Below are 11,224 nucleotides of genomic sequence, written 5' to 3' on the forward strand. Positions count from 1 at the left end.
GCTTCTGCTGGAGCTGCCATCATCTTCCCCCGCTTCGTGCGCCGCCGGTTTCCGATCATGATGCATGCTCGGTCGTCGGCCTATAGGGGCGCCCCGGGAGTGGCCGATTATGAGGCTGTGGTGGCCTGTTGGCGGGCTTTGGTGTGGGCCAGGCGATAGGAGTCGCTGCCGGTCTCGATGATGTTGCCGCCGTTTCCTCGCGCTCGGTCAGAACCTGGAACAACAGTTCGGCTCCGCGCCGGTCAAGCTCCATGTAGCCCAGCTCGTCAATGCAGAGAAGATCGACCCGTCCGTAACGGGCGATCGTCTTGGTCAACACCTTCTCGTCGGCAGCTTCGACGAACTCGTTGACCAGCTTGGTCACCAGCACGTACTTGACCCGGAAGCCCGCCATCGCGGCCTCGGTGCCCAGCGCGATCAGCAGGTGCGACTTGCCGGTCCCGCTGTCGCCGATCAGACACAACGGCAGCCCCTTGCGAACCCACTCGCAGGAAGCAAGGGTGTGGATCGCAGCCCGGTGGATGGCGGGGTTCGCGTCGAACTCGAACGTGCGCAGTCTCGATGAAGCGCAAGCTTCTGGGGGTGTTGGAGGAGAGGGTTGCGACGCCTCCGGCGAACCGGGTCTGCTGAGACCTCCGCATAGAGCGGCGCGCGATCCCCGCACTCGCGGTAGTGGCAGCTGCGCGGGCGCCGGACGTATGCCCTGTAGCACGCCGGCCAGGCTGAGGCCCAGTCATAGAGCGGCGGTGTCCGGTGCCTCCGCAGCGGTCACCACTGGTCTTACAACCCAGGAGTGTTGATGCCCGCTGGCGCTGGACGGACGTTTGACATCCCTCCTGGCACGCGATGCGTCCCGAAAGATCGGCGCCGTCCAGCACCGCCGGGCGTCAACACCTCTCGGAAGACAACTCGTTGGAGTTGGTGGTGCGAGCCCGTTCCACGGTGACCTCTTGTGAAGCCCAAGCGGACCGAGTTCCCGCAGATACCAAGGCCCGTGGGATGAGCTGGTGCCGCGAACAGCCGCTGAGGTGGCGGACCAGCCAAAGGGCAGAGTCTTGGGATTAGGTCGCTGCGTGGACGGCATGAGCTTGTGAGAAGCAGGAATGGCATGACGGAAGATTCTTCTGGACCTGCTCGCCGAATACGGCGGCACAGAGGAGGTTCCGATCCCAGTCGCGATCGAGACCTCACGCGGCCTGCTCGTCGCCGTGCTACGGACGGACAGTCGGCAGGTCTTCGCCATCAACCCGATGGCCGCCACCCGCTACCGCGACCGACACTCCGTCTCCCGTAAGAAGTCCGACTCCGGAGACGCCCTGGTCCTGGCCAACATCCTGCGCACCGACATGCACGCTCACCGACCGCTGCCGCAGGACAGCGACCTGGCTCGGGCCCTCGCGGTGTTCGCCAGGGCTCAGCAGGACGCGACGTGGAACCGGCAGCAGATCTCCAACCAGCTCCGCTCCCTCTTGCGCAAGACCCCTCCGCGCAGACCGCCTTCGAGCCCTGGAAGAACGGTCTGTGTCGCCGAGAGGCGCACGAACTCCTCAAGGCGGCCCCGACATCAGCTCAGGCATCACGGCTGACACGCACGCAGGCGCAGGCCGCACTCAAACGTGTCGGACGCCAAGGCGGCATCGAAGCAGAGGCCAAACGGCTGCGGGAGATCTTTCGCGCCGACTGGGCCCGCCAGCCACCGCTGGTCGAGGACGCGCTCGGCAAGCAGATGCTCGCACTCCTGGGCCAGCTGAAGGCCGCCTGCGCCGCGGCCGACAATCTGGCGGAGGCAGTGGAGGACGCTTTCCCTCAGCACCCGGACGCTGAAATCATCCTCAGCTTCCCCGGACTCGGCATCCAGCTCGGCGCCCGGGTGCTCGCCGAGATCGGAGACGACCGCACCAGGTTCGCCGACGCCCGCGGCCCGAAGGCATACGCCGACGCCTCGCCCATCACCCGGGCTTCCGGCAAGAAGTCGAGCATCACCCGACGGTAGGTGTAAGACGACCGCCTCAGCCATGCCGGCTACCTGTGGGCCTCCTCCGCGATCACCGCCTCACCAGGCGCCAAGGCCCACTACCGCAGGCGCCGCGACAACCACGCAGACTGGCACGCCGCCGCCCTGCCGCCTGACCACGCCAACGCACCTTGCTCAGGTCACCCACATCATTCGATCATTCGCAGATGAGACCCGAGGTTCAGGCGTTCGTCACAGACGGCCCCCTCCCCGACTGGGACACCGACGAGGAGGAGATCGTCGACCGTCGATTCAGACAGCTCGAAGCCATCCCCGCACCCGTCACACCCGACGCGGCGCATGCTCTGGCTGCCTGCTTCAGCCTCGACGACTGCTACGGCGTTGCCTGGTCGCTAGTGCACCTGATCGAGACCAGTCCAGGACCGCTGCCGCCGGTGACACGCCCGGGTCCCGACGCAGATGTCTGGCATCACACGCTCTGGAACCGCTGGGGAATCCACGGACCCACCAACGAGGACTTGACGCCTTAGAGCCCTGCGGTGGCTATGACGGAGCGTCGACGAGGTCGTCCGATGGGACGTGGTGATGAGGTCGTCGTCGGCGAACTGGGCACAGACCATGCCGATGAGGTCTCCCGGGGCTTGCCCAAGCTGATCGACCTGCACATCCAGGGGTCTGGAGCTGGCCTCCTGGCGCCGTGTCGACAAGCTACGTTCCTTCTGGGCACTTCCTGGGTCCCTGCACGCCCTGCCCACATCGGTCAGCAGGGTCAGCGGCCGTCCGCGCCGGACGGCACCCACGACACGTTCCCTCCCGGGTCTGCGGCGTGGGAGCCGGGCGCCCGTCTGCCGCTCCCCCGTCGATCAGCGGGTGCGGAAACCTCCGTCGACGACGAGTTCGGTGCCGGTGACGAAGCTCGCGTCGTCGCTGACCAGGAAGGCGACGGCGGCGGCGAGTTCGTCGGGGGCGGCGCGGCGCCCGAGCGGCGTCTCGCGCAGGACACCGCTGTCCGGCTCGTGCTCGTTCATCGCCGAGTTGACCCCGCCGGGGACCAGGGCGTTCACCCGGATTCCGTCGGCGGCGAGCTCCAGCGCGGCCGTACGGGTCAGCCCGAGCATGCCGGACTTGCTCGCCCCGTAGGCGGCGTACCCGATCGCCCCGGACGGCCCGTACACGGACGAGGTGTTGACCACGACGGGCCGGTCACCGTTGCGCAGCAGCGGGATCATCGTGTGGATGCCGAGGAACGCGCCCGTCAGGTTGACCGCCATGAGCCTGTTCCAGGCCGCCAGGCTCTCCTCGGCGAGGGTGGTCTCGTGGATGATGCCGGCGTTGTTGACGAGGATGTCCAGACGTCCGTGGCGACCGTCGAGCAGGGCGTACGCGTCCTGCCAGGACGTCTCGTCGGAGACGTCGAGGTGGACGTAGGTCACGTCGTATCCGGCCTCCTGCAGTTCCTTTTCCGTCTGGGCGCCTACCTCGTCCAGCACGTCCGCGATGACGACGGTGGCTCCTTCGGACGCCAGTCGGCGGGCGTGCGCGGCACCCTGGCCACGTGCTCCGCCGGTGATGAGCGCAACCCGGCCGCTGAGTCGGTGGGCAACGGAAGTGGTCATGGTGGTGGTCCTCCACATGTGGGCCGCCGGCAGGAGCCGACGGTGAGCAACGGTCAACGGAATGGTTGGCTCGGCCGCCCTATCGGCCCGCAGCAGCTGCGGCGTGGGCGGCCAGCCGGAACTCGGCGGGGACATCGCCGGCGCCGGTCGCGAGGTCGGCCGCGAGTTCGCCTAGGAGCGGTGCGAACTTGGCACCGTGGCCGGAGCACGGCGACACGACGGTGATGCCGTCGACACGGTCGAACACGAAGTCCTCGGACGGGGTCAGGGTGAAGAGGCAGGTGGCCTCGGCGTACGACTCCGGTTCGACTCCGGGCACGAGGCGGGACACGAAGTCGACGATCCGCGCGCGGCCGCCCGGCTCGATCACGCCCTTGTGGTGATCGTCCGCGGTGGGAATCACCGGCCCGCCCTTGTACTCGGCGACCTTGTGGCCTCGGTACTGGGCGTCCCGCCCGCCGGGGAGACCGTACGTCTGGATGTCGGAGCCCTTGTAGATGAAGCTCGGCCACACCGTCTCGGGCTCTCCGTCCGCCGACAGATCCCGGTAGGGGAAGTGGAACACCTGCTCCTGTCTGATCTCGAAGGGCGGGAAGCGATCGAGAAACGCTGCGGGCAGGGACAGTTCGCCGAGCAGCGTGGGCAGCCAGCCGCCGGCGGTCACCACTACGTGGGCGCCGTCGAGGGTGCGTCCGTCCGCCGTGTGCACGCGGTACCCCCCGGCCACGGGTTCCATACGATGGACGGGCCAGCCGGTGAGAACCCTGGCGTTTCCAGTGGCTTCGGCGACCCGGAGCATGGCCTGCACGCTCCCGATGGCGTCGAGAACGCCGGCTCCGGGGTGCCAGAGCACGTCCGTGTCGAACCGCAGATATGGCCACCGCTCGCTCGCCTCTGCGGCGGTGAGTATGTCGTGCTCGATGTCGTGTGCGGCCAGCCCGGCCGCGAGCCGGTACGGATCGCGCAGGTCTCCGTGGTCGACCGACCCGACTTCGGTGAGCAGCTCGGCCCCGCTGACCCGCTCCAGTTCGTCCCACCCGCGCCGGGCACGGACGACGAGGCCGGTGTACAGCGGATTCGGGTAGGCGTACCTGAAGATGCGGGCCGATCCGTGCGAACTGGCCAGCGGGTTGCCGGGTTCGGCGCGTTCCAGCACGGTGACCTGGTGTCCTCGTGCGGACAGGTGCCAGGCGGTGGACGCTCCGGCGAGCCCCGCCCCGATGACTATGAACTCTTCCACGCTCTTGTCTCCGACTGGTTCCGAGGGTCCGAGGTCGCGTTTCCCTCCCGGCCACCGGGCTCGCTCGGTCACCGGCACATGCGGTGAGCGAGCCCGGGTACCGGGGCGGCGATCAGAGTTCGCGCGGGTTGCCGACCACGGCGGCCTTGGCGTCGAGGCCGTACTTCTTGAGGATCTTGGCGATGGTGCCGTCGGCACGGAGGGCGGTGATCTGTGCGTTGATCGCGGCGGTGAGTTCGGGGTTCTTCTTGCTGGTGGGCCAGTTGACCTGACCGGGTGCGGCCGAGGTGGGCACCCGGGGGTCGGCCGGCATGGAGACGATCTGAGCGCCCTTGATCGGGCTGGTCTTGAAGCGGGCCACGGTGGCGCCGACGCTGTCGATCACGGCGTCTATACGTCCGTTCGCGAGGTCGCTGAACTCGGACTCGCCGTCCTGGTAGATGACGAACTTGTCACCGAACACCTTGGTCATCTCGTCGTTCCACAGGTTGCCCACGACGGAGCCGATCTTCTTGCCGTCGAGCGCGGCAAGGTTCTTGTAGCCGGCCTTGGAGATGATGGCGCCCTGGTCGAGGTAGACCGGGTCGCTCAGCGTCACGATCTTGGCTCTCGCCTTGGTACGCCACCAGTCGCCCGCGGCAAGATCGGCTCGCCCGGACTGTACCGAGGGGACCGCGGCGTTGGCGCCGCCGGCCGAGGAGACGGCCAGGGTCAGACACTCCCGGGCGGCGACCTCCTTGAGCAGGTCGCCCTCGACGCCGGACAGCTGGTCGCCCTTGAGGATGGTGTGCGGGTTGAAGTCGTAGGTGGCGACCGTCAGGGTCCCCTTCTTGACGGTGCTGAACGTCTGCTTCGGGGTGCAGTTCGACGACACGGAGGAGGTGGTCGAACTTCCGCCGCAGCCGGCGAGGACGAGGGTGAGGGCGACCGCGCCGCCGGCGAGGACGGTGGTGCGGGAGCGACGGGGGAGGTGCTTCATGATGGTCTTTCCTTTCAGAGGGCCCGCGTCCTCGGCGCCGGGAGCCGCTGAGGATGAGGGGGCGTTCACAGGTGCCGGCTCAGCCTGCGTTCGGCGATCCGGACGAATCCGAGGGCGACGAGCGTGATGGCCGCGTAGAGCACGGCGGTCAGGCAGAAGACGCTCAGGTACTCGAAGGTCAGCGAACTCAGGGCGTACGCCTTGGACATCAGTTCCGGCACGGAGACCACGAAGGCGAGGGAACTGGCCTGGAAGATGGTGACCGCCAGACTGGCGAGCGGCGGGGTGGAGATGCGCAGGGCCTGGGGCAGGACGATGTGGCGGAAGCCGCTCCAGCCGCGCAGTCCTGTGGTCAGTGCCGCTTCCTTCTGCCCTCGCGGCACCGCGGCGAGACCGGCCCTGAACAGCTCGCTCGCGTAGGCTCCGGTGGTCCAGGACAGCGAGATCACCGCGGTGGTGAACGCGGCGAGCGTCAGGCCGGCTTCGGGCAGGCCGAAGTAGAACAGGTACAGCAGTACGAGTGCGGGGGCACCACGGCCGACCTCGATGGCGAGGAACGCGCCCCACCGCAGCGGCAGCACCGGACTCTCGATCATCAGCGCCAGCAGCAGCCCGAGCGGCATGCCGAACAGCAGGCACAGCGCGGTGAGTTGGACACTGGTCAGCAGTCCGGGAGCGAGATCGGGCAGCCAGTCGGCCCACTGGGCGACGAACGACATCAGACCACCTCCACCTTGAGTCGCATCGCCCGGTCGACGCGGCGGGTGACGACCGCGAGCGGCAGGCTCATCGCGATGTAGAGAGCGCCCGCGACGCAGAACGCCTGCAGACCGTTGTGGGCCTCCTTGGCCGCCATGTTGGCCTGGTACGTCATGTCGTGAACGCCGATGGTCGACGCGAGGGCCGAGTCCTTCAGCAGTCCGATGGTGAAGGCGACGACGATCGGCAGCGTCACGCGAAAAGCCTGCGGCCCGATGATGTAGCGGCTGCGGGCCATGAAGCCGAGTCCCAGCGCGGTGGCGGCCTCCCACTGCCCGGCGGAGATACTGAGCAGACCGGAGCGGTACGCCTCCGCCAGGTAGCCCGAGGAGATGACCGAGAAGCCGATGACGGCGGCGGTCATCGGGTCGACCATCAGGGCGTACTGCGGAAGTCCGAAGTAGATGAGGAAGAGCCAGGTGATGGGCGGAATCGCGCGCACCAAGTTGATGTAGGTGGTGGCCACGGTGCGCAGCACCGCGTACCGCGACCTGCGTGCGGCCACCAGAGGAAGCCCGAGGAGGGCGCCGAAGAGCAGCGACTGGCCGGTGACCAGCAGGGTCGAACCGATCCCGGACGCGATCTGGCTCAGCATCGCACTCACCGGTCCAGCACCGCCCTCAGGAACTTCCTGGTGCGTTCGTGGGTCGGGGCCGTCATGATCTGCTCGCTCGGCCCGATCTCCAGCACCCCGCCGTCGGCCATGACCATCACGCGGTTCGAGACGTCGCGGGCGAAGTGCATCTCGTGCGTGACGACGATCATCGTCATGCCGTCCTCGGCCAGGTCCCGCATGACGGCGAGCACCTCCAGTCCCAGTTCGGGATCCAGGGCGGAGGTCGGCTCGTCGAAGAGCATCACCTTCGGCGACAGCGCGAGCGCGCGGGCGATGGCGATGCGCTGCTGCTGCCCTCCGGACAGCCGGGACGGATGCGTGCCGGCCTTCTCGATCAGGCCGACGCGCTTGAGCAGCGTGTTGGCGACCTCGACCGCCTCGTCCTTGCCACGCCCGAGCGCCTTGCGCTGCGGCAGCGTGATGTTCTCCAGCACGGTGAGGTGGGGGAAGAGGTTGAAGCTCTGGAAGACCATCCCGGTCACCTTGCGCAGCTGATCGAGGCAGGCGCCGTCGGGGCGTTTCCGGCTTGCGTCGACTCGTACACCGCCGATCTCGATGGTCCCCGCGGTCGGCACTTCGAGGTAGTTCAGACATCGCAGGAAGGTGCTCTTCCCCGCGCCCGAAGGCCCGATGATCGACACCACCTCGCCCGCGGCCATGTCGAGGTCGACGTCCTTCAGCACGGTCTGAGTGCCGAACGACTTGTGGAGCCCGGACACGTGCACACCCCCGCTTTGCGGTAGTGGTGATGTTCGTGGGGTTCGCGCGCCGAAACTGAAGGCCATCGGTCCGCTCCTGTCCGTGCATGGATACCGATTGCGTCGATATCGGGGCGTGCATTCGGGTGATGTTCGATTCGGGCTCTGAGCCTTATCCGACACACAATGAAAAATGCCAACCATGCCCGATTCGCGAATACTGTCCTATCGGTGCGTTCGGGTTGACGACAGTGTTGGCAGGCCCCGCCTCCGGGTGAAGCCGTTGTTTGCGAGAGCAGTCAGAGGTTTTCCCTGGAGCAGACCGTGCGCAGCGCACACATGAAGGAGCGCTTGCGCAGTTCAGGGCCGGTTTCGTGGGTCGTGAGGAACCCATCCGGAGCTGCGGAGCCGTCACACAATCGGGCGGGAACTTACATCGCCGTAACCGCGCGGCGGACGTCGGCCGACTCAGGTGAGGCGGGTGAGGATCTCCCGCGCGAGCCGAATGAGGATCTCGGTCGCCGGAAGCAGCGTGGCGTCACGACGGGTGACGAACGCGAAGGTCTCCGCGAGCGGCGGATCGAGTGACGCCCAGTGCAGCGTCCGCGTCGCTCCCAGCGCGCGTGCCAGCGGCAACGAGATGACGGTGTCCGCGACGCCGCGCGCGGCGAGTTCCAGTGCCGCGGCCGGGGACTCCACCTCCACCACCGGTCGCAGCGCGACACCGGCGTTCTGGGCCCTCGTCACCAGCTGTCGGCGAGTCGGGTCCATGTCTCCCAGATGCGCCTCCGTCAGGACGAGGTCGGCCTCGGCGACCTGTTCGATGCTGAGCGGACCGCGGACACGGCTGCGACTGCGCGAGAGGTAGACGGCCTCCATCTCGAAGACGACGGGACTGACGTCGAGGCCGCGGTCGTCCACCGGCAGGGCGACCAGGCCGGCGTCGAGGTCGCCGTCGCGCACGCCGTCCGCCACCTGCACGGAGTTCATGCCCGCGAGGCACACGCGCACCTGCGGGTGAAGCGCGCGGAAGTTCGTCACCAGGTCGGCGTGCAGGAAGTAATGGGCGCTGCTGAAGGTGCCGAAGGTGACCGTGCCACCGGTGAGGTTGCGCACCGGGTCCACCGCGGCCACGGCCTCCTCGGCGGCCATGATCGTGCGCTCGGCGTAGGGAACCAGGGTCCGCGCGGCATCGGTGAGGATGAGCCTGCGATTGGTCCGGATGAAAAGACTCACCCCGAGCTGGCTCTCCAGCCGGCGAATCTGCTCGGACAGGCTGGGCTGGGCGATGTAGTGGGCCTCCGCCGCAGCCGAGAGCGACCCGTGCTGCACGGCGGAGAGGAAGTACTGCAGCTGTTGCAGCGTGACCGACGTCGCCATCACGACCTCCTGGACCGACCGGGGCTCTTGCTCAAGGGGAGACCTTTGGCAATTCTCGCCATCATGCCATGGACCAGGGTATGGGGCGCTGAGCAGACTCTTTCCTGAACACATGGCGGAGGAGCAGCCAAGACGTCGGTCCACCGACCCGGTGCCCTCGAAGCGCCGCGAAGTCCGTCGAGCCCAAGGAGGCGGAATGCCCCGATACTGCGTTGTCGGTGCCGGTGCCGCGGGCCTGTCAGCGCTCCAGCAGCTGCTCAAGGCCGGCTACGAGGTCACGTGCTTCGAGAAGACCGACCGGGTCGGTGGCCACTGGCACACTGACTACGACGCCCTCCACTTGATCACCTCGCGCGACATGACGACGTTCGAGGACTTCCCGATGCCCGACGACTACCCGCACTTCCCACGCCGCGACCAGGTGCGCGCCTACATCGAGTCGTACGCCCGCCACCACGGCCACTACGGCCTGATCACCTTCGACACCGAGGTCCTCGCCGTCACTCCCGAGCCCTGCGGCACGGGGCCGGTCGGCTCGGCCGGCTGGCGTGTACGGACCACGCGCGGTGACGAGGGTGTGTTCGACGGTGTCCTGATCGCCAACGGACATCTGTGGAGCCCGCATGTGCCGGCGGTGCCCGGCGACTTCGCCGGCACGCAGTTGCACTCGTGCGAGTACAGCAACATCGGTGATCTCGCCGGGAGTCGGGTGCTCGTCGTCGGCGCCGGCAACTCCGGGTGCGACATCGCCGTGGACGTGGCGCAGCACCGTCTCGAGGTCGACGTCGTCATCCGCAAGGGCCGACACTTCCAGGCCAAGGCGTACTTCGGTGTGCCCCGGGCGCAGGTTCCCCATCTCGCCCAGTACAGCCCCGCCGAACAGGACCTGATCAACCGCCTGCTCGCCCGTGTCTCCATCGGCGAGCCCGAGAACTACCCAGGCATGCCGGTGCCGGAAGCGGCGACGCTCGCCGACGGCCCGACCACCGTCAACGATCTCCTGCTGTACTGGGTCCATCACGGCCGTATCGGCATCCGGCCCGGCGTGGACCGCTTCGAGGGCAACACGGTCCACTTCGCCGACGGCACCTCACGGGACTACGACTCGATCGTCTACGCCACCGGGTTCGACGTGTCGCTTCCGTTCCTCGCCGACGACCGGATCGCCTGGCGTTCCGGGGTGCCAGTGCGATACTCCGGCGGGATCCTGCCCTCCGGAGCGGAGAAGCTGTACTTCATCGGCCTGATCGCACCCCGTGGACCACAGATCCCTGTCTACGGCGTCCAGGCCAGGCTCGTCGCCCGGATGATCGCCCTGCACACCGAAGCGGGCCCGCAGGGGCTGGCGTTGACGAACTACTTCGCGAACCTGCAACAGCCGGAACTGCGTATCGATGTCGTGCGCGCGGTCTGGGACGACCAGATCGCCGACACCGAACGACTGCTCAGCGCGCTGGAGACCGCACCGGTGTCCCGCGGCATCGGCCGCCCCACCGCGGTCGTCCGGCCCGTCACCCGAGGCCCGGGGGATGCGCAGCGCATGAACGTACCGGACGAGCCCTGAACCAGCCCGTGCGACCGCTTCAGCAACCTGCCGCACCGGCAAGGGCATGCGTGGCGTCAGACGGCGCAAAACCCTGACCGTGCGATCCGGCGCCGACGCGGGCGTCACCTGCCCGCTGTGTCGGCCGCGCAGCAGAAGTCGACGCCGTTCGTCTCCGACTGGGTCTGGAAGCTCTCGTAGCCGAGGAGATGCTGAACCTCCAGCTACTGCTCGCCGTCACCGTCGAAGTAGTGGGCGCCGTCTACCGCAGGCCACCACGTCTGTCGGCGCCAGTTGCCGTCGCTGAGGAGGCGACCGGCAGGGGGAGGCGACCAGAACGAATGGTCTTTCCCTACGATGGGGGCATGACGACCGCCTCGCCACTCCACCCCAAGGACCGCCTGCTGCGCACCGCCTC

The 11,224-nt window shown here is 67.8% G+C and carries 10 protein-coding genes and 2 pseudogenes; 4 read left to right on the forward strand and 8 right to left on the reverse strand.

The genetic code is table 11. From position 1 onward, the window contains the following. Positions 1–107: 107 nt before the first annotated feature. Positions 108–556 (reverse strand): annotated as a pseudogene (locus tag AB0D85_RS51860) (ATP-binding protein); the annotation flags it as partial. Positions 557–1,121: 565 nt separating this feature from the next. Between AB0D85_RS51860 and AB0D85_RS51865 the strand changes: the two are divergent. Further along, positions 1,122–2,119, forward strand: a pseudogene (locus tag AB0D85_RS51865) (transposase); the annotation flags it as partial. A 62-nt stretch (positions 2,120–2,181) separates the two neighbouring features. After that, the gene (locus tag AB0D85_RS51870) at positions 2,182–2,505 is read left to right on the forward strand and encodes a hypothetical protein (RefSeq protein WP_362338599.1); all 324 of its coding nucleotides are present in this window, start codon (positions 2,182–2,184) and stop codon (positions 2,503–2,505) included. Between the two features lie 333 nt (positions 2,506–2,838). Here the strand turns inward: AB0D85_RS51870 and AB0D85_RS51875 are convergent, their stop codons facing one another. The 7 genes from AB0D85_RS51875 to AB0D85_RS51905 all read right to left on the reverse strand — a co-directional run bounded on the left by AB0D85_RS51875 (position 2,839) and on the right by AB0D85_RS51905 (position 9,263). Further along, a complete protein-coding gene (locus tag AB0D85_RS51875) occupies positions 2,839–3,591 on the reverse strand; it encodes a glucose 1-dehydrogenase (protein WP_362338602.1) in 753 nt (250 codons plus the stop codon). 79 nt (positions 3,592–3,670) lie between these two features. Then, positions 3,671–4,831 (reverse strand): FAD-dependent oxidoreductase, encoded by a 1,161-nt coding sequence (locus tag AB0D85_RS51880; protein ID WP_362338605.1) that lies wholly within the window; start codon positions 4,829–4,831, stop codon positions 3,671–3,673. 112 nt (positions 4,832–4,943) lie between these two features. Next, a complete protein-coding gene (locus AB0D85_RS51885) occupies positions 4,944–5,810 on the reverse strand; it encodes an ABC transporter substrate-binding protein (protein WP_362338608.1) in 867 nt (288 codons plus the stop codon). Between the two features lie 65 nt (positions 5,811–5,875). After that, on the reverse strand, positions 5,876–6,529 hold the full coding sequence (locus AB0D85_RS51890) for an amino acid ABC transporter permease (protein ID WP_362338611.1): 654 nt from the start codon (positions 6,527–6,529) through the stop codon (positions 5,876–5,878). Next, positions 6,529–7,164, reverse strand: coding sequence for an amino acid ABC transporter permease (locus tag AB0D85_RS51895; RefSeq protein ID WP_362338624.1), 636 nt, complete (start codon positions 7,162–7,164; stop codon positions 6,529–6,531). Before AB0D85_RS51895 ends, AB0D85_RS51890 begins: the two co-directional genes overlap by 1 nt. Before the next feature lie 5 nt (positions 7,165–7,169). Next, a complete protein-coding gene (locus tag AB0D85_RS51900) occupies positions 7,170–7,970 on the reverse strand; it encodes an amino acid ABC transporter ATP-binding protein (RefSeq protein WP_362338613.1) in 801 nt (266 codons plus the stop codon). Between the two features lie 381 nt (positions 7,971–8,351). Next, positions 8,352–9,263, reverse strand: coding sequence for a LysR family transcriptional regulator (locus tag AB0D85_RS51905; protein ID WP_362338615.1), 912 nt, complete (start codon positions 9,261–9,263; stop codon positions 8,352–8,354). Positions 9,264–9,459: 196 nt separating this feature from the next. Between AB0D85_RS51905 and AB0D85_RS51910 the strand changes: the two genes are divergently transcribed. Both AB0D85_RS51910 and AB0D85_RS51915 read left to right on the forward strand, forming a co-directional pair. Next, positions 9,460–10,827 carry an NAD(P)-binding domain-containing protein gene (locus tag AB0D85_RS51910; RefSeq protein WP_362338618.1) on the forward strand — a complete coding sequence of 456 codons (1,368 nt, stop codon included), beginning with the start codon at positions 9,460–9,462 and terminating at the stop codon, positions 10,825–10,827. Between the two features lie 188 nt (positions 10,828–11,015). After that, positions 11,016–11,224 (forward strand): hypothetical protein (locus AB0D85_RS51915; RefSeq protein WP_362338621.1); only part of this gene is annotated, 209 nt, incomplete at its 3' end.

The sequence above is a fragment of the Streptomyces sp. NPDC048277 genome, from assembly GCF_040652235.1.
GTDB lineage: Bacteria > Actinomycetota > Actinomycetes > Streptomycetales > Streptomycetaceae > Streptomyces.

Coding starts and splice junctions, on each gene's coding strand:
- AB0D85_RS51870 (WP_362338599.1), top strand. CDS start 2,182: ATGAGACCCGAGGTTCAGGCGTTCGTCACAGACGGCCCCCTCCCCGAC.
- AB0D85_RS51875 (WP_362338602.1), bottom strand. CDS start 3,591: ATGACCACTTCCGTTGCCCACCGACTCAGCGGCCGGGTTGCGCTCATC.
- AB0D85_RS51885 (WP_362338608.1), bottom strand. CDS start 5,810: ATGAAGCACCTCCCCCGTCGCTCCCGCACCACCGTCCTCGCCGGCGGC.
- AB0D85_RS51890 (WP_362338611.1), bottom strand. CDS start 6,529: ATGTCGTTCGTCGCCCAGTGGGCCGACTGGCTGCCCGATCTCGCTCCC.
- AB0D85_RS51895 (WP_362338624.1), bottom strand. CDS start 7,164: ATGCTGAGCCAGATCGCGTCCGGGATCGGTTCGACCCTGCTGGTCACC.
- AB0D85_RS51900 (WP_362338613.1), bottom strand. CDS start 7,970: ATGGCCTTCAGTTTCGGCGCGCGAACCCCACGAACATCACCACTACCG.
- AB0D85_RS51905 (WP_362338615.1), bottom strand. CDS start 9,263: ATGGCGACGTCGGTCACGCTGCAACAGCTGCAGTACTTCCTCTCCGCC.
- AB0D85_RS51910 (WP_362338618.1), top strand. CDS start 9,460: ATGCCCCGATACTGCGTTGTCGGTGCCGGTGCCGCGGGCCTGTCAGCG.